Here is a 17,546-nt window from a genome sequence, read left to right as displayed (position 1 = left end):
AGTTCCGACATCCACACGGAGAGGGTGGTCACAGATGGCCGACACCGCCGGCCTGCAGGTCGACGAGCACCTGAGGTCCTTCGTCGAGGGCGAGCTCCTGTCCGACGTCGACCTCACGGCGGACGACTTCTGGGCGACCCTCGCGCGGCTCCAGGAACGCTTCGCTCCCAAGATCGCCGACGCACTGGCCCGTCGCGACGAGATCCAGGCACGCATCGACGAGTGGCACCGCGAGCACGGCACCGGCTCGGTCGAGGACTACGAGAAGTTCCTCACCGACCTCGGCTACCTGCTCCCGGAACGGTCCCCGACCATCGACGTCGACCGGGTCGACCCGGAGATCGCCGAGATCCCCGGCCCGCAGCTGGTCGTGCCCTCCACCGTGCCCCGCTACGCGCTCAACGCCGCCAACGCGCGCTGGGGCTCGCTGTTCGACGCCTTCTACGGCACCGACGCGCTGCCGCAGGACCACGAGCTCGCCCCCGGCTACGACGAGCGCCGCGGCGCGCAGGTCATCACCGCCGCCGACGAGCTGCTCGACGAGCTGTTCCCGCTCGCGAAGGGCAGCCACGCCGACGCCACCGCCTACCGGCCGTCGACCGACGGGCTCGTCGTCGACACCGCCGCGAACGGCACGGTCGGGCTCGCCGACCCCGCGCAGTTCGCCGGCTTCCGCCCGGTCGACGGCGACGGTCGCGGCGCCGTCCTGCTGACCCGCAACGGGCTGCACCTGGAGATCACGATCGACCCGACCACCCAGGTCGGCACCCAGCACCACGCCGACGTCGCCGACGTCGTGCTCGAGTCCGCGGTCACCACGATCGTCGACCTCGAGGACTCGGTCGCGACCGTCGACGGCGAGGACAAGGCCCTGGCCTACCGCACCTGGCTCGGGCTGCTGCGCGGCGACCTGACCGCCGAGTTCCGCAAGGGCGGGAAGACCGTCATCCGCCGGGTCAACCCGGACCGCGAGTACACCGCGGCCGACGGCTCCGCCCTCACCCTGCCCGGACGGTCGCTCATGCTGGTCCGCAACTGCGGCCACCACATGACCACGAACGCCGTGCGCACCGCCGACGGCGGCGAGATCGCCGAGGGCGTCCTCGACGCACTGGTCTCGGCCGTCGCCGGGCTCTACGACCTGCAGGGCAAGGGCCCGCACACCAACTCCCGCGCGGGCAGCGTCTACATCGTCAAGCCCAAGCAGCACGGGCCCGAGGAGGTCGCGCTCACCGTCGAGCTGTTCAGCGCCGTCGAGGAGGCCCTCGGACTGCAGCCGAACACCCTCAAGATCGGCATCATGGACGAGGAGAAGCGGACCTCGGTCAACCTCTCCGCCTGCATCGCCGAGGCCGCGAACCGGGTCATCTTCGTCAACACCGGCTTCCTCGACCGGACCGGCGACGAGATCCACACCTGCTTCGCCGCGGGCCCGGTGCTGCGCAAGGGCGACATGAAGTCGACCACCTGGCTGAAGACCTACGAGGACCGCAACGTCGACGTCGCGCTCGCCGCCGGGTTCGCGCACACCGCGCAGGTCGGCAAGGGCATGTGGGCCAAGCCCGCCGCGATGGCCGAGATGATCGAGCAGAAGATCGGCCACCCGAAGGCCGGTGCGAACTGCGCCTGGGTGCCCTCGCCGACCGCCGCGACCCTGCACGCGCTGCACTACCTGCGCGTCGACGTGCACGCGGTGCAGGACGAGATCGCGTCCCGCACCACCGCCGACCGGCGCAGACTGCTGGAGGTGCCGGTGACCGACGCGTCCTCGCTCCCGGCTGACGCCGTGACCCACGAGCTGGAGACCAACGCCCAGTCGATCCTCGGCTACGTGGTGCGCTGGGTCGGGATGGGCATCGGCTGCTCCACCGTGCCGGACCTGGAGGGCGTGGGGCTGATGGAGGACCGCGCCACCCTGCGGATCTCCGCCCAGCTGGTCGCGAACTGGCTCCGGCACGGCGTCGTCGACGAGGCGGTCGTGCGCGACACCTTCGCCCGGATGGCCGCCGTCGTCGACGAGCAGAACGCCGGCGAGGACGGCTACCCCGCGATGGCCAAGGACCTGGAGTCCAGCGAGTCGTTCCAGGCGGCGCTGGAGCTGGTGTTCAGCGGGGCGACCGAGCCGAACGGCTACACCGAGCGGACGCTCACCCGCTGGCGTCAGCGGGCCAAGGCCGCGGCCTGAGGTCGCATCACCGTCACCACCACCGTCGACGACGACGCCCCCGGGACGCGTTCCCGGGGGCGTCGTCGTGATCAGGGAGGACGAGGATCGTGAAGCCGTGGATGCGGCCCGCGCTGGTGCTGTTCGGCGTCGGCTACGGCGCCAACCAGTTCAGCCCGCTGATGGTCATGTACCGCGAGCAGGGCCACTACTCGGCGACCGTGGTCGCCGCGTTCTTCGGCGTCTACGTGCTCGGTCTCGCCCCGGGTCTGCTCGTCGGCGGACCTGCGTCGGACCGCTGGGGGCGGCGCCGGGTGCTGCTGCCCGCCACGGCCGCCTCGATCCCGGCCAGTGCCGTCATCGCGCTGGGGGCGTTCTCCGAGCCCCTCCTCTACATCGGACGGCTGCTGTTCGGCCTGTGCATCGGCGTCGCTATGGCGGTGGCGACGACCTGGGTCAAGGAGCTGTCCGGCGAGGGTGAGGGTGCGCGGCGGGCCGCACTCGCGCTCACCGCGGGGTTCGGCCTCGGCCCGCTGGTCGGCGGGCTGCTCGCGCAGTTCGCGCCGCTGCCGATGGAGCTGCCCTACCTGGTGCACATCGTGCTCATGGTCCCCGTCACCTGGTGGCTCGTGGCCGCCCCGGAGACGGTCGAGCCGGGCCGCTCCCGGTCCTGGCTGCGCGACCTGCGGGTGCCCGCCGCCGCCCATCCGCGCTTCCGGTGGCTGGTGCTGCCCGCCGCGCCCTGGGTGTTCGGCGCCGCCGCGCTGTCGTTCGCGGTGCAGCCGACCGCGCTCGGCGACGTCCTCGGCGGCTACGGGCTGCTCGACGCGACCCTGCTCACCGCCGTCACCCTGGGCTGCGGGTTCCTCGCCCAGTCCGCCGCCCGCGCCGTCGACGCCCGCTCGCCGCTGGCCGCCACCCGGATCGGGCTCGCGCTCGTCGTCGCCGGGACGGTCGTGGCGGCGTTCGGCGCCGCCGGGCGCAGCATCCCGGTGGCGTTCGTCGCGGCCGCGCTGCTCGGTGCCGGTTACGGGTTCGTGCTGCTGTCCGGGCTGCAGGAGGTCCAGCGGATCGCCGCGCCGGAGCACCTGGCCGGGCTCACCGCGGTGTTCTACTCGCTGACCTACCTCGGGTTCCTGCTGCCGATGCTGCTCTCGGCCCTGACCGGGGTCGCGGGGTACCCGGTGCTGCTGCTCGTCGTCGCCGGGGTGCAGGCGCTCTGCCTGGTCCTGGTGTGGGCCGGAGCCCACCGGGTGGCGGAGCCGGTCCCCGCGGCTGATCCGCTCCGCGCGCGCGGAGCGGATCATGCGGCCGGCCGCGGATCCACCTGATGTCCACCTCCGGGCGGAGGCGGGTGCCGGCCCGCGCTCGTAGCGTCGGGCGGGTGACCACCACCACGGATTCCGACGCCACGGACCTGCCGCGCCTGCCGTTCCCGCGCCACGACGTCCTCGACCTCCCGCCGCAGTTCGACCACCTGCGGGACCGGTCCCCGATCACCCCGGTCCGGACCCCGGCCGGCGATGTCGCGTGGCTGGTCACCGGCTACGACGAGGCCCGTGCCCTGTTCGCCGACGACCGGCTCGGCCGCAGCCATCCCGCGCCGGAGCGGGCCGCGCGCATCTCCGACTCGATGATCTTCGGTGGGCCCAGCGGCGACTCACCGGAGACCGAGCGGAGCAACCACACCGCCATGCGCAAGTTGCTCGCGCCCGCGTTCTCGGCGCGGCGGATGCGCAGGCTGTCCGACCACGTCGCCGAGCTGGTGCACAGCCGGCTCGACGTCGTCGAGGCCGCCGGGCCCGGCTGCGACCTGCACGAGCTGTTCTCCTTCCCCCTGCCGGTGCTGGTCATCTGCGAGCTGCTCGGCGTCCCCTTCGACGACCGCGAGGAGTTCCGTCGCTGGTCCGGCGAGCTCGGGCTGCTCCACGACCGGCCCCGCGCCGAGGCCGCGGCGCAGGCGTTGTTCGCCTACGTCCGCGGCCTGATCGATCGCAAGGACGACGAGCCGGGGGAGGACGTGCTCTCCGACTTCGCCGCGCTCGGCTCGGCGCCGGAGCAGCGCGACCGGCTCGCCGCGCTCGGCGCCGGCCTGCTGTTCGCCGGGCACGAGACGACGGTCGGGCGGATCGACACCGGCACCGTCCTGCTGCTGGACCGGCCGGGGGAGTGGGCGGCGCTCGCCGCGGACCCGGAGCGGGCCGCGGGCGCGGTCGAGGAGGTCCTGCGGCTGGCCGTGCCCGGCGGGGGCAACGGCGGCATCCCGCGCTACGCCCACGCCGACATCGACATCGCCGGGGTGCACATCCGTACGGGCGACGCGATCCTGCTCGCGCTCGGTGCCGCGAACCGGGATCCGCGCCACTTCGACGGGGCCGAGGACATCGACGTCACCCGGAAGCCGACGCACCTCGCGTTCGGACACGGGCCGTACTTCTGCGTGGGCGCGAGCCTGGCCCGGGTCGAGCTGACCGAGGTGTTCCGGGCGCTGCCCGCCCGGTTCCCGTCGCTGCGCCTGGCCGTGCCGCGCTCCGAGCTGGAGCTGCGCACGGACGTGCTCACCGGGGGCCTGCGCGCGCTGCCGGTCACCTGGGACCGATCATGAGGGTGTGGGGGAGCTCGAACTGAGGGTGTCCGGGATCGACCATCCGGACGTCACGCCGCTGATGCGGCGGCTGCAGGCGTTCTACGGCGAGGTCTACGGCGACGGTGACGTCACGCCCGTCGTCCCGGCCGACTTCCGCGCCCCGTCCGGGTTGTTCCTCGTCGGCTACGAGGACGGCGTCCCCGTCGCCACCGGGGCGTGGCGCGCCGTGGACGCCGACCCGGCCGACCCCGCGCGCCGCGACGGCGACGCCGAGCTGAAGCGGATGTACGTCGAGCCCGCCGCCCGCGGTCGGGGACACGCCCGGACGGTGCTCGTCGCGCTGGAGCGCGCGGCGGCCGCCGCCGGGCGTCGTCGGATGATCCTCGAGACGGGTGACCCCCAGTCCGCTGCGATCGCGCTGTACGAGAGCAGCGGATACCGTCGGACCAGCAGATTCGGTGTGTACCGGAACGACCCCCGCTCCCGGTGCTTCGCCAAACCGCTGCCGGGGTGAGCCTCGGTACGGTCACGGGCGAAACGTCCGGTTGCGCCGATAGGATGACCTCGGCGTCGTCGCCGCGTCCCCTCCGGTGAGCGTGCGGCGGCCTCTTCCGGCGCTCCCCGTGTCCGGCCGTGACGTGAGCGGAACCGCTGGTCCGAACGACCCCGTGACCCCAGGAGGTGTCGGTGCTCGCCGTCGTGGCCGCCCATCTCGTCCTGGCGCTGTGCCTGCCCGCACTCGCCCGGTACCACCGGCGGCTGGCGTTCGGCGCAGGCGCCGCCCTGCTCGCCGCCACTCTCGTGTGGACGACGGCGCAGGCCTCGACCGCGCTCTCCGGCGGGGTGACCGACCGCATCGAGTGGGCCCCCGAGCTGGGGCTGACGCTGAGCCTGCGGATGGACGCGCTCGCGATCGCGATGATCGTGCTCGTCTCCGGCGTCGGAGCGCTGATCATGATCTACGCGGCCTGGTACTTCGGGCCGCGCTCCACCGACGCGGCCCGCTCCGCGGCGCTGCTGGTCGCCTTCGCCGGGATGATGCTCGGCCTCGTCCTGGCCGACGACCTGCTGACCCTCTACGTGTTCTGGGAGCTGACGTCGCTGACGTCGTTCCTGCTCGTCGGACAGGGCGGCCAGTACCGGGAGAACCGGCGTGCCGCGGTGCAGGCGCTCGTCGTCACCGTCTTCGGCGGGCTGGCGATGCTGCTCGGGATCGTGCTGCTGGGCCAGCTGGCCGGCACCTACTCGATCCCGGAGATCACCGCGGCCGCGACCTCCGGCACGCTCGCCCCCGACAGCCCGGTCGCGCTCTCGGTCTCGCTGGTGCTGATCCTGCTCGGTGCGCTGACCAAGTCCGCGCAGCTGCCGTTCCACCCGTGGCTGCCGTACGCGATGGCCGCCCCGACGCCGATCTCGGCGTACCTGCACGCGGCGTCGATGGTGAAGGCCGGGGTCGTGCTCGTCGCGCGGCTCGGGCCCGCGTTCTCGGTGCACCCCGTGTGGTGGGCACCGGTCATGGTGCTCGGTCTCGCGACGATGGTGCTGGGCGGCTGGCGCGCGATGCGCCAGACCGACCTCAAGCGGCTGCTGGCCTTCGGCACCGTCTCCCAGCTCGGGTTCCTCATGGTGCTGTTCGGGTCCGGCTCGCGGGTCGCCGGTCTCGCCGGCATCGCGATGCTGCTGGCGCACGGCCTGTTCAAGGCGCCGCTGTTCATGGTGGTCGGGGCGATCGACAAGGCCTGCGGCACCCGTGACCTGCGGGAGCTGTGCGGGCTCGGACGCCGCCGGCGCGGTCTGGCCGTCGTCGCCACGCTCGCCGGGCTGTCGATGGCGGGGCTCCCGCCGATGCTCGGCTTCGTCGGCAAGGAGGCCGCGTTCGAGGCGTTCGTGCTCGAGGGCGGCGTCCGTGGCTGGATCACCGCGATCGGCCTCGTCGCGGGCTCGCTGCTGACCGTCGCCTACACCGCACGGTTCCTGTGGGGGGCGTTCTCCACCAAGGGGCTGCACCCCACCGGTGGCGACCCGGTCCCGCTCGGCCTGTCCGGCCCGGCCTGGCTGTGCGCGCTGACCGGGATCGCGGCCGGGTTCGCCGCGCCGCTGGTCCAGCAGCTCGCCGCCTCCTATGCCGCGTCGCTGCCCCCGGTCGGCGACGCCTACGCCGCCCGCTACGAGCTGGCCCTGTGGCACACCCCGGGGCTGCCGCTGCTGTTCACCGGGGTCGCGCTGGTCGGCGGACTCCTCCTGCACCGCTACGGGCAGCCCCTGACCGGGCACCTCTCGGTGCCGCACGTGTCGGCGCAGCGGGGGTACGAGGCCGTCGTGACGGGGCTGGAGCGCTCGGCGATCGCGGTCACCGGCCGGCTCCAGATCGGGTCGCTGCCGGTCTACCTCGGCTGCATCCTCGCGACCCTGATCGCGCTGCCCGGCCCGGTCATCGCCGTCACCGGGACGTGGCCGACCGACCAGGCCCCGTACCACTCGATCATGCAGGTCCCGGTCGGACTGATGGTGATCATCGCGGCGATCGCGCTCTGCCTGGCGCACCGCCGGTTCACCGCGGTGCTGCTGGTCGGTGCCGTCGGCTACGGCATCGGCGGCCTGTTCGTCATCGACGGCGCCCCCGACCTGGCACTCGCCCAGTTCCTGGTCGAGACGCTCACCCTGGTCGCGTTCGTCTTCGTGCTGCGACGCCTGCCCGCCCACTTCGACGAGCCGGACACCGAGCGCCGCGTCCGGGGCCCCAAGGCCGCGGTCGCCGCGGTCGGCGGCCTGCTCGTCGCCGGGATGGCCGTGATGCTCTCGGGGGCCCGCACCCTGCCGCCCGCCACCACGGAGCCGTTCATCGCGGGCGCACCGGAGGCCGGCGCGACCAACCTGATCAGCGCGATCCTGGTCGACTTCCGCGCACTCGACACGGTCGGCGAGATCACCGTGCTGCTGATCTGCGCGTCCGGCACCGCGGGCCTGGTGCTCGCGACCCGGTACGACAAGAGGCAGAACGGCAAGGTCGTGCGCAGCGGCTCGGGATCGCCCAAGCACGAGAAGGAGGTGCTCGGATGACGACCTCGCAGGAGAAGCCCGCGTCCCCGGCCGGGGACGCCGAGAGCTGGGCCAGGATGGACCAGCCCAGCGGCCGATGGATGCTCACCGGCACCTGCCCGGACGTCCGCGAGCGGACCCTGGTGCTGGAGTCCGCGGCCCGGCTGCTGTTCCCGGTGGTGCTGGTGTTCTCGGTGTTCCTGCTGCTGGAGGGCCACTACGGTCCCGGCGGCGGGTTCTCCGGCGGCCTGGTCGCCGGGCTCGCGTTCGTGCTGCGCCACATCGCAGGCGGCGACGACAACCTGGGCTCCCGGTTCCGGATCCGCCCGCCCGTGCTGGTCGGCACCGGACTGATCATCGCGGTGCTCACCGCGCTGGCCCCGGTGGCCTGGGGCGACCCGGTGCTCGCCTCGGTCAAGTGGACGATCACCTTCGGTCCGTTCGGCTACCTCGACATCGTGAGCAGCCTGCTGCTCGACGTCGGCGTCTACCTGCTGATCATCGGCGTGGTGCTCGACCTGCTGCGCTCGCTCGGGTCCGGCATCGCCCGCGACGCCCGCGAGGCGGGCGAGGACCTCCCGCGCGGGGGTGGCCCGAGGTGAACACCACCATCAACCTGAGCATGGCGATCGTGCTCGCGGTGCTGTACTCGGTCGGTTTCTACCTGCTGATGCAGCGGTCGCTGATGCGCATCCTGATCGGCATCGTGGTGCTCGGGCACGGCGCGAACCTGCTGCTGCAGGTCTCCGGCGGACCGCCCGGGCGGGCCCCGATCCTCGACGCGGTGCTCCCCGAGCAGATCGCCGACCCGCTCCCGCAGGCGCTGGCGCTGACCGCCATCGTCATCACCTTCGCCCTGACCACGCTGCTGCTGGCGCTGGGCTACCGCTCCTGGGTGCTCGTCGGGCACGACGAGGTGCAGGACGACGTGGAGGACCGCCGCATCGCCGACCGGCAGAAGCCCAAGGGCGCGATGGAGGAGGGCACCGCGGACGAGACCGACGCCGAGCCCGAGGACACCGCCGACTCCCACGAGCTCGAGGAGGGCCGCAAGTGACCCCGCTGCAGGCCCTGGTCACGCTGCCGGTGCTGCTGCCCATGCTGGGCGCCGCGACCAGCGTCGTCGTCAGCCGTCGTGCCTCGGCCCAGCGTGTCATCGGCGTGGTGACCCTGGCGCTGGTGTGCGTCGTCGGCGCGGTGCTGCTGGTGGCCGCGGACACCTACGGGCCGGTCGTCGCCGAGCTCGGCGGCTGGCCCGCCCCGATGGGCATCGTGCTCGTCGCCGACCGGATGTCGGCGCTGCTGCTGCTCATCTCCTCGGTGGTGACGCTCGCGGTGCTGGTCTACGCGATCGACCAGCGGATCTCCGACTACGGCCGGGAGACCGCCAGCACCACCTTCCACCCGATCTTCCTGCTGCTGTCGACGGGTGTGTCGCTGGCCTACCTGACCGGTGACCTGTTCACGCTGTTCGTGGCGTTCGAGATCATGCTGGCGTCGAGCTACGTGCTCATCACCCGGCGGACGTCGGCGTCGCGGATCCGGTCCGGCATGACCTACGTGATCGTGTCGCTGACCTCGTCGCTGCTGTTCCTGACCGCGGTCGGGCTCGTCTACGCCGCCACCGGCACGGTCAACCTGGCCGACCTCGCCGGGCGGATGGGCGCGCTGCCGGAGGGCCTGCGCGCGGTGCTCGCCCTGGTCCTCATCGTGGTGTTCGGCATCAAGGCGGCGATCGTGCCGCTGCACTTCTGGCTGCCCGACAGCTACCCGAACGCTCCCGCCCCGGTCACCGCGCTGTTCGCGGGCCTGCTCACCAAGGTCGGCATCTACGCGCTGCTGCGCACCCAGACCCTGGTGTTCCCGCAGGACAGCCCCTCGACGCTGCTGCTGGTGATCGCCGCGGTGACGATGGTGGTCGGCGCGCTCGGCGCCGTCGCGCAGGACGACCTCAACCGGCTGCTGTCGTTCCTGCTGGTCAGCCACATCGGGTTCATGGTGTTCGGGCTGGCTCTGCACACCCCCGACGGCATCGCCGGGACCGGGCTCTACGTCGTCCACCACATCACCGTGCAGGCGACGCTGTTCCTGGTCAGCGGGCTCATCACCCGGCGGACCGGCACCGTGTCGATCTCCCAGATGGGTGGGCTCGCCCAGCAGGCACCCCACCTGGCCGTGCTGTTCGCGATCCCGGCGATCACCCTGGCCGGGCTGCCCCCGACCTCGGGCTTCGTCGCGAAGCTCGCGTTGCTGCAGGCCGGTGCGGGCGCGGGCCTCGCCGGGGAGCTGGTCGCCGCCGTCGTCGTGCTGGCGAGCCTGCTGACCCTCTACGCCGTCGCCCGGGTCTGGGTGCGGGTCTTCTGGGGCGCCCCGAAGGAGCCCCTCGCCGACGACGACCCGAACGACGAGCTCGTCGTCGGGACCGCGCGCAGCGCCCGCGGCATGTACGTCGGCGCGTCCACGCTGGTCGTGGTCAGCGTCGCGATCGCGGTGTTCGCCGGCCCGCTGTCCGGGGTGACGGCCAGGGCCGGGGTGGACCTGCACGACCGGACCGGCTACACCGCCGCCGTCCTCGGGCCGGGCGCCGACCCCGGGGGTGACGGGACCATCAGCGCGAGCGGACGGTCCGGTGACCTCGCCGGGGACACGACCGTGCGGACCGCGGCCGGCGACACCCCGGAGGTGACCCCGTGAGCGAGCAGACCCCGAGCCGCGGTGGCGCGGGCACGACCGACGGCCCGGACCCGCAGGGCCGCCCCGACGGCGACGACCGCGAGGACGCCGTGCTCTCCTCGCCGGAGGCGCGCCGCGAGGCCGAGATGGGCGCGGCCGAGGTCGGCGAGCCGCCGGAGCCCGACCACGCCCGCACCCCCGCCCGGGTGCCGCCACCGGTCCCCGACACCGTCGCCGAGCCGATGGGCGGGTCCGCCCGCGGCGGGAGCGTGCGCCGGCGGATCCCGCAGGTGCTCGCGCTGGCGCTGGTGTGGGTGCTGCTGTGGGGGAGCGTGTCCGCGGCCGCGATCGTCGGCGGTCTGCTCGTCGGCCTCGCGGTGACGGCGATCTTCCCGCTGCCGCTGCTGCCCGAGCGGCTCCCGTTCCGCCCGTGGAAGCTGCTGCGGCTGCTGGCGTTCCTGGCCTCGGACCTGGTCGTCTCCGGGATCCGGGTCAGCATGGTGACGCTGCGGCACGGGCCGCGCGCCCGGTCCGGGATCGTCGGGCTACCGCTGTGTACCGGCTCGGACCGCACCGCGACGACGATCGTCGCGGCCTGCGCGCTGTCCCCGGGCAGCTTCACGCTGCAGATCGACCGGGCCCGGCGTCGCTGGTACGTCTATGCACTCGGCCTGCACCGGCCCGGCGCCGTCGAACGGCTCCGCCGGGACATGATGCGGCTGCAGCTGCGGGTGATCGACGCCGTCGGCAGCCAGGAGGACCGGGACCGGTGCGCCGCCGCCGTCGCCGCGGTCGCCGCCGGGGACACGGGGAGGAACGACCGGTGACCGTCGTCCACACGCTGGTACTGATCATGTTGACCGCCGCGGGGGTGCTGACGATGTGGCGGCTCCTGAAGGGCCCCACGACGCTGGACCGCATCGCGGCGCTGGACGTGTTCGTCGTGCTGATCGTGGCCGCGGCCGCGGTGTACGCGGCGATCTACTCCGACGGGTCGAACATCCCGCTGCTGGCCGCGGTCGCGCTGATCGCGCTGGTCGGCTCGGCGACGGCGGCCCGCCTGGTCGAACGATGGGAGCGGCACCGCTGATGGGCCTGCACGACGTGCTCGACGTGGTCTCTGCCGCACTGATGCTCGCCGGCGGGCTGTCCTGCCTGCTCGGTGCGCTCGGGCTGGTCCGGCTGCCGGACCTGCCCGCCCGGCTGCAGGCCACCACCAAGCCGCAGACCCTCGGCCTGCTGCTGATCCTGCTGGGCGTCGCGGTCAACCTGGAGTTCGAGAACTCCTCGACGCTGATCCTGGTCGTGCTGTTCCAGGTGCTGACGGCGCCGGTCATCTCGCAGGTGGTCGGGCGCTCGGCCTACCGCAGCGGCGCGATCGACCGGGCCGCGCTCGTCGTCGACGACCTGGGGGAGGACATCGACAGCGACGCGCGCGCCCGGGAGGTGCGGACGGTTCAGCCGTCGTCGCCGGAGCCGGGGTCGTCCTCGCGCAGCGTGGACGGGGTCGACGGGGCCCCGGACCGGTAGGCGGCGTGCCCGATCGCGAAGCTGGCGATCGGGATCGTGAACAGCTGCAGTGCCACGGCCACGCCGAGGGTGAGCAGCACCCCCGGTTCGGGCACCAGGATCGCGACCCCGACGAGGATCGCGACGATCCCGAGCCCGGCGGCCTTGGTGACGGCGTTCGTGCGGTTGTAGACGTCGGGCAGGCGCACCAGGCCGACCGCGCCCGCCGCCACGAGCAGGACCCCGGCACCCAGTACGACGCCGCCGATCGCGTTCTGCACGGGCCCGCCGGTGAGCACGGTCCCCAGGCCGGCGTCGACGCCGCTCATCTGCGAGCCCCCTTCTCCGCCCAGATCAGCCGGGCCACGGCGACCGTGGTCAGGAACCCGACCAGCGTCGCGACGACGACGAGGTCCAGCATCGCGACCGAGCCCAGCCGCAGCGCCAGCAGCGCGATCAGCCCGACGACGACCACGAAGCCGTAGTCGACGGCCAGCCCGCGGTCGGCGTCGGTGGGCCCGGCCAGGACCCGCCAGACCGCGACGAGCAGGCCCAGGGCCAGCAGGACGATCCCGGCGTCCAGCAACAGGGTGCTCACGGCGTCTCCTCCGGATCGCGGTCGACCACACCCGGGGTGGGGCGGCGCAGGAACGCCAGCAACCGGTCCTCCATCTCGTGCACGCTCGCCCGCAGCTGCTCCGGGTCGGACGCGTGCATGCCGTGCACGAGCAGCTCCGGGCTGCGCGCGCCGGTGGTCAGGTTCAGGGCGAGGGTGCCGGGCGTCAGGCTGAGCAGGCTCATGATCGACGCGATCTCGACCATGCTCCGCGACCGCAGCCGGACCCGGACCACCGCCGGGTCGATGCCGTGCCCGGGGGTGAGGACCTCGCGGAGCACGACGGCGTTGGCGCGGAGGAACTCGCCGGTGAACCACAGCAGGAACCCCACCGCGGCGCGCAGGCGCCCGCCGCGCCCGGGTGCACGTCGGCGGGTGGTCACGGCGCCCCCACCGCCCCGACGTAGGCGGCGGTGTCGGCGAGCCCCTGCCCGGCGACCGTCGAGAGCGCCAGCAGCGGCTCCGCCCACAGCCCGAGCAGCAGCGACAGCGCCCCCAGCGCCAGCGCCGGGACCCCCGCGCGGACCGGGACCGCCACGGCGACCACGGTGCCCGCACCGCCCCCGGGGTCCGGTGCGGGGGCCTCGCCGCCCCAGAACGCGCCGTTCCAGATCTTGAGCATCGACAGCAGGGTGACCACGCTGACCGCGACGGCGACGACCGCCGCGGCGACCATGCCGGCCTCGACCGCGCCGAGCACCAGGGCGAACTTCGCGACGAACCCGGACAGCGGCGGGATCCCGGCCAGGCTCAGCGCCGACACCGCGAACGCGACCGCGGTCGCCGGGTTGCGGGCGGCGAGCCCACCGAGCCGGGACAGCGTGTCGGTGCCGGCGTACTGCTCGACGGCACCGGCGACCATCAGCAGCGCCGCCTTGCCCAGCACGTACTGCACCAGGAAGTAGATCGCGGCGGCCAACCCGGCCGGGGTGGAGATCGCCAGGCCGAGCACGATGTAGCCGATCTGGCTGACCATGTGGAAGGTCAGGATCCGGCGCATCCCGCCGGCGCCGACCGCGCCGAGCACCCCGACGACCATCGTCAGCAGCGCCGCCACCAGGACGACCGGCAGGAAGCGCGGGTCGCCGTCGTAGACGAGGGCGTAGATCCGGAACAGCGCGTACACACCGACCTTGGTCAGCAGCCCGGAGAACAGCACGGTGACCGCGGCCGGCGCGGCGGTGTAGGCCCGCGGCAGCCAGTTGTGCAGCGGCACCAGCGCGGCCTTCACCGAGAGCGCCAGCAGGATCACTGCGGTCGCCGCGGCCAGTGCCGGGTCGGTCACCGCGCGCCCGGCGAGGTCACCGAGCTGCACGGTCCCGGCGACGCCGTAGACCAGGCCGAGCCCGGCGAGGAACACCGTCGAGGCCAGGAGGTTCACCGTCAGGTACAGCCGCGACGCCGCGATCCGCTCCGGGCCACGGCCGGTCGCGATGAGCACGTAGCTGGGGACGAGCATGACCTCGACGAACACGAACAGGCTGAACAGGTCCGCGGTGAGGTAGGCGCCGTGCACCCCGGCGAGCAGGAGCAGCGACTGCGGCAGGAACGCCCGGTCGGTGTCGGAGCCGGTGACCGCGGCGAAGGCCAGGCAGGCGATCCCCAGCACCCCGGTGACGGTCAGCATGATCGTGCCGAACGCGTCGGCGGCCAGCGGGATCGCGATGCCCGCGGGCCAGTTCCCGAGCCGTTGCACGATCACCGCGCCGTCCGCGGTGGCCGCCAGGAGGACCGCCGACACCGCCGTCGACACCACGAGCGCGGTGAACGCGACCACCCGGCGCGCCGTCATCGGCAGCAGGAACGGTCCGCCCCCGCCCGGTGGGCGCGCGGTGAGCAGGATCAGCAGGCCCGCCGCGGCGAGCGGGACCAGGATCGGTACGACGACGAGCGCCTCGAGACCGGTCACCGGGGCTCGTCCTCCTCGGTGTCGGCGGTGCCACCGGCCTTCAGCAGGGCCAGCAGGTACACCGTGATCGCGAAGGCGATCACGATCGCGGTGAGCACGAACGCCTGCGGCAGCGGGTCAGCCATCTGCGCCCGGTCCTGCTGGCCCAGCAGCGCGGGCTCGCGGGTCGCCATCCCGCCCGCGGAGATGATCAGGACGTTCACCCCGTGGCCGAGCAGCACGAACCCGAGCACCGTGCGCAGCAGCTCGCGCTGCAGCACCAGGTAGACCCCGCCCGCGACGAGCACGGCGACGACGACCGCGGCGGTCACTCGGAGCTCCCCAGCACGGAGCCGGTGCGGGCGCGCCCGCCGATCCGGTCGGTCGCGGCCACGATCAGCCCCACCACCATCAGGTAGATCCCGAGGTCGAACACGAACGACGACAACAGCACCCCGCCGGGCAGGTACACCGGCGTGAGGAACGGCAGCCCCAGCGGGTACACCGCGATCCCGGTGAGCAGGCTCAGCAGCAGCCCGGACCCGACCAGCGGCTCGGGCCGCAGCCGCAGTGCCCACGCGTTGCCGCGGTGGGCGAGCCGCAGGAACACGATCGCGACGCCGCCGACCAGCGAGGAGATGAACCCGCCGCCGGGCTCGTCGTGGCCGCGCCAGAGCAGGAACAGCGACATCAGGAGCATCAGCGGGGCCAGCACCCGGCTCGCGACCCGCATGACGATCGTGTCGGCCGGGCCGTCGGTGGCGACGCGCTGCCGCGGGCTCGCATCGGCCCCGGCCTCGCCGCGGCGGATCAGCACGAGCAGGCCGAGCGCCGCGGCCCCGACGACGACGGCCTCACCGAAGGTGTCCATGCCGCGGAAGTCGACGAGGATCGTGTTGACCACGTTGGTCCCGCCGGTCGCGGCCTCCGCGGTGTCGAGCAGGTACCCGCCGACCGGCGACGGCGCGCGCCGCCCGGTCAGGACGTAGGTCGCCGCCCCCAGCGACAGGCCCGCGGCCAGTGCGGCCACCGCGGCCGGGACCCGCCGCCACCGCGCCGGGCGGCGCAGCCGGACCCCGCGTCCGCGCAGCACCAGCACCGCGACGACCGTGGTCAGCACCTCGACCAGCAGCAGCGTCATCGCGACGTCCGGGGCGCCCGCGAGCAGCAGCCACAGCGCCGTCGCCAGCCCACCGAAGCCGGTCAGCGCCAGTGCCGCGGTGACCGAACGGGTCGTCACGGCCCCGGCGACGGTGGCCGCCACGAGCACGACGACCACCCAGTCCAGCGGACGGGTCACCGGCCCGGGGAACGGTGCCGGTGCGGGCAGCGCCACCCAGGCGACGACGGCGAGCACCGGCAGCGCCAGCACCGGGCGGACCAGGACGGCGGCGGGGGAGGGGTCGGTGTCGGGCCGCCCCACCCGGGCGCCGAGGTCGAGCACCCCGGCCCGGATCCGGTCGAAGACCGCGGCGCCGTCGGGCACCGGGAGCCGCTCCAGCGCCCGGTCGACGCGGCCGCGCCAGTGGAACAGCGCGAGACCGGCGGCGACGGTGAGCACCGACAGCACCAGGGCGGTGCCGAACCCGGGCCAGAGCACGAACGTGACCGGCTCCGAGCCCGGGTCGAGGTCGCGCGCGGCCCGGTCGGTCAGCGGGTTGAGGACCCGCACCGCCGGCCCGAGGACCAGCCCGAGCAGCGCGGCGACGGCAGCCGGTGCGAGGAACGCCCACGACGGCTCGTAGAGGCCGGGCTGGGTGAGCCTGCCGCCGAACGCGCCGTGCACGATCCGGGCGGAGTAGGCGAAGGTCAGCGCCGAGGCCACGACCGCGACGGCCGCCGCGACCGGCCCGGCACCGGGCGCGAAGTCGGCCTCCAGGAAGCCCTCGTAGAGGTTCTCCTTGGACACGAACCCGAGCAGCGGCGGCACCCCGGCCATCGACAGCGCGGCGACCCCGGTCAGTGCCGCGGTGACCGGCATGACCTTCCACAGGCCGCCGAGCTCGCGGACGTCCCGGCTGCCCGCCTCCTTGTCGATGATCCCGACCAGCATGAACAGGGTCGCCTTGAACAGGGCGTGGGCGAAGGTGTGCAGGACCGCCGCGGACAGCGCGTAGGACGTGCCGACGCCGATCGCGGCGGTGAGCAGGCCGAGCTGGCTGACCGTGGAGTGGGCGAGCATCGCCTTCAGGTCGTGCTCGCGCAGCGCCAGCACCGCGCCGACGACGGCCGTCGCCAGCCCGAGCGGGACGAGCACCGCCGACCAGGCCACCGACGGCACGTAGATCGGGGTGAACCGCATCAGCAGGTAGATGCCCGCCTTCACCATCGTCGCGGCGTGCAGGTAGGCACTGATCGGGGTCATCGCGACCATCGCGCCGGGCAGCCAGAAGGTGAACGGCAGCTGCGCGGACTTCGTCGCCGCGGCCAGGATCAGCAGCGCCCCGGCGGGCAGGGCCAGGGGGCTGGTGAGCACCGCGCCGGGGTCGGCGAGCACAACGTCGAGGCTGGTGCTCCCGGCCGCGACGCCGATCATCACCACCGCCCCGAGCAGGGCGAACCCGCCCATCGCCGTCACCACGAGCGCGCGGCCCGCCGGCAGCGCCGCCGCCGGACCGGCGGTGTTGATCAGCAGGAACGACAGGACGGTCGTGAGCTCCCAGAACACGTAGAGCAGCACGAGGTCGTTCGCGGTGACCAGGCCGATCATGGCGGCGGCGAACCCGGTGAGCAGGCCGTAGACCGTGCCGATCGGGTAGTACGCCTCCAGGTAGCGCGGGCAGTAGGCCATCACCAGCGCGCCCACGCCCAGCACGATCGTCACGAACAGCAGCGACAGGCCGTCCATGCGCAGGCCGAAGGAGACGCCCAGCGACGGCATCCAGGACACGCCCGCGGTGGGGACCTCCCCGCGGACGACCTCTCCGGCGGCGGTGTTCGCGTACACGGCCAGCGCGGCGAGACCCGCGGCCAGCGGGTAGCCGGCGTTGCGGCCGAGCAGCCGGGCGAGCACCGGGGCGAGCAGCGCCAGCGCGACCGCCCCACCCAGGGTGACCAGGGGGATCACCGG

General features: G+C 73.7%; 17 protein-coding genes. 11 read left to right on the top strand and 6 right to left on the bottom strand.

The genetic code is table 11. The annotated features are described in order from the left end of the window. The first annotated feature begins 34 nt into the window (after window positions 1–34). The 11 genes from Ae505Ps2_RS26355 to mnhG (Ae505Ps2_RS26305) all read left to right on the top strand — a co-directional run bounded on the left by Ae505Ps2_RS26355 (window position 35) and on the right by mnhG (Ae505Ps2_RS26305) (window position 11,993). Window positions 35–2,185, top strand: a complete 2,151-nt coding sequence (locus Ae505Ps2_RS26355; RefSeq protein ID WP_075307672.1) for a malate synthase G — start codon at window positions 35–37, stop codon at window positions 2,183–2,185. A gap of 89 nt (window positions 2,186–2,274) precedes the next feature. Continuing rightward, the gene (locus Ae505Ps2_RS26350; protein WP_198932142.1) at window positions 2,275–3,495 is read left to right on the top strand and encodes an MFS transporter; all 1,221 of its coding nucleotides are present in this window, start codon (window positions 2,275–2,277) and stop codon (window positions 3,493–3,495) included. Between the two features lie 53 nt (window positions 3,496–3,548). Next, a complete protein-coding gene (locus Ae505Ps2_RS26345; protein ID WP_233147462.1) occupies window positions 3,549–4,769 on the top strand; it encodes a cytochrome P450 in 1,221 nt (406 codons plus the stop codon). A gap of 61 nt (window positions 4,770–4,830) precedes the next feature. Next, window positions 4,831–5,265, top strand: coding sequence for a GNAT family N-acetyltransferase (locus Ae505Ps2_RS26340; protein WP_083696296.1), 435 nt, complete (start codon window positions 4,831–4,833; stop codon window positions 5,263–5,265). 173 nt (window positions 5,266–5,438) lie between these two features. After that, window positions 5,439–7,811 carry a hydrogen gas-evolving membrane-bound hydrogenase subunit E gene (gene mbhE, locus Ae505Ps2_RS26335; RefSeq protein WP_249265354.1) on the top strand — a complete coding sequence of 791 codons (2,373 nt, stop codon included), beginning with the start codon at window positions 5,439–5,441 and terminating at the stop codon, window positions 7,809–7,811. Next, a complete protein-coding gene (locus Ae505Ps2_RS26330; RefSeq protein WP_020622060.1) occupies window positions 7,808–8,392 on the top strand; it encodes an MnhB domain-containing protein in 585 nt (194 codons plus the stop codon). Before mbhE (Ae505Ps2_RS26335) ends, Ae505Ps2_RS26330 begins: the two co-directional genes overlap by 4 nt. Next, complete coding sequence (locus Ae505Ps2_RS26325; RefSeq protein WP_020622059.1) at window positions 8,389–8,847, top strand: Na(+)/H(+) antiporter subunit C; 459 nt, start codon at window positions 8,389–8,391, stop codon at window positions 8,845–8,847. The genes Ae505Ps2_RS26330 and Ae505Ps2_RS26325 overlap by 4 nt, the downstream gene beginning before the upstream one ends. A gap of 5 nt (window positions 8,848–8,852) precedes the next feature. Beyond that, complete coding sequence (locus tag Ae505Ps2_RS26320; RefSeq protein ID WP_086002254.1) at window positions 8,853–10,484, top strand: Na+/H+ antiporter subunit D; 1,632 nt, start codon at window positions 8,853–8,855, stop codon at window positions 10,482–10,484. After that, window positions 10,481–11,290 carry a Na+/H+ antiporter subunit E gene (locus Ae505Ps2_RS26315; RefSeq protein ID WP_075307667.1) on the top strand — a complete coding sequence of 270 codons (810 nt, stop codon included), beginning with the start codon at window positions 10,481–10,483 and terminating at the stop codon, window positions 11,288–11,290. Before Ae505Ps2_RS26320 ends, Ae505Ps2_RS26315 begins: the two co-directional genes overlap by 4 nt. Continuing rightward, on the top strand, window positions 11,287–11,553 hold the full coding sequence (locus tag Ae505Ps2_RS26310) for a monovalent cation/H+ antiporter complex subunit F (RefSeq protein ID WP_020622056.1): 267 nt from the start codon (window positions 11,287–11,289) through the stop codon (window positions 11,551–11,553). The genes Ae505Ps2_RS26315 and Ae505Ps2_RS26310 overlap by 4 nt, the downstream gene beginning before the upstream one ends. Continuing rightward, window positions 11,535–11,993, top strand: coding sequence for a monovalent cation/H(+) antiporter subunit G (gene mnhG / locus Ae505Ps2_RS26305; RefSeq protein ID WP_349289842.1), 459 nt, complete (start codon window positions 11,535–11,537; stop codon window positions 11,991–11,993). The genes Ae505Ps2_RS26310 and mnhG (Ae505Ps2_RS26305) overlap by 19 nt, the downstream gene beginning before the upstream one ends. Here the strand turns inward: mnhG (Ae505Ps2_RS26305) and mnhG (Ae505Ps2_RS26300) are convergent. From mnhG (Ae505Ps2_RS26300) to mbhE (Ae505Ps2_RS26275), 6 genes are read right to left on the bottom strand one after another with little or no spacing between them, the layout of a single operon-like run. Next, window positions 11,921–12,301 (bottom strand): monovalent cation/H(+) antiporter subunit G, encoded by a 381-nt coding sequence (gene mnhG / locus Ae505Ps2_RS26300; protein WP_083695688.1) that lies wholly within the window; start codon window positions 12,299–12,301, stop codon window positions 11,921–11,923. The two genes, mnhG (Ae505Ps2_RS26305) and mnhG (Ae505Ps2_RS26300), sit on opposite strands and share 73 nt — an antisense overlap. After that, entirely contained in the window at window positions 12,298–12,570 is a 273-nt protein-coding gene (locus tag Ae505Ps2_RS26295) for a monovalent cation/H+ antiporter complex subunit F (RefSeq protein WP_226358826.1), read from the bottom strand. Before Ae505Ps2_RS26295 ends, mnhG (Ae505Ps2_RS26300) begins: the two co-directional genes overlap by 4 nt. After that, window positions 12,567–12,971: a Na+/H+ antiporter subunit E gene (locus tag Ae505Ps2_RS26290; protein WP_051050016.1), complete on the bottom strand. Its 405-nt coding sequence runs from the start codon at window positions 12,969–12,971 to the stop codon at window positions 12,567–12,569. The genes Ae505Ps2_RS26295 and Ae505Ps2_RS26290 overlap by 4 nt, the downstream gene beginning before the upstream one ends. Continuing rightward, the gene (locus tag Ae505Ps2_RS26285; protein WP_075307665.1) at window positions 12,968–14,497 is read right to left on the bottom strand and encodes a monovalent cation/H+ antiporter subunit D family protein; all 1,530 of its coding nucleotides are present in this window, start codon (window positions 14,495–14,497) and stop codon (window positions 12,968–12,970) included. The genes Ae505Ps2_RS26290 and Ae505Ps2_RS26285 overlap by 4 nt, the downstream gene beginning before the upstream one ends. Further along, window positions 14,494–14,808 (bottom strand): cation:proton antiporter subunit C, encoded by a 315-nt coding sequence (locus tag Ae505Ps2_RS26280; protein ID WP_020622050.1) that lies wholly within the window; start codon window positions 14,806–14,808, stop codon window positions 14,494–14,496. The genes Ae505Ps2_RS26285 and Ae505Ps2_RS26280 overlap by 4 nt, the downstream gene beginning before the upstream one ends. Continuing rightward, window positions 14,805–17,543, bottom strand: coding sequence for a hydrogen gas-evolving membrane-bound hydrogenase subunit E (gene mbhE, locus Ae505Ps2_RS26275; RefSeq protein WP_075307663.1), 2,739 nt, complete (start codon window positions 17,541–17,543; stop codon window positions 14,805–14,807). The genes Ae505Ps2_RS26280 and mbhE (Ae505Ps2_RS26275) overlap by 4 nt, the downstream gene beginning before the upstream one ends. Between the last annotated feature and the right edge of the window lie 3 nt (window positions 17,544–17,546).

It is taken from the genome of Pseudonocardia sp. Ae505_Ps2 (genome assembly GCF_001932425.1).
Taxonomy (GTDB): domain Bacteria; phylum Actinomycetota; class Actinomycetes; order Mycobacteriales; family Pseudonocardiaceae; genus Pseudonocardia.
Note: the sequence above shows the minus strand (reverse complement) of the source record. Positions and strands in the feature narration are given on the sequence as shown.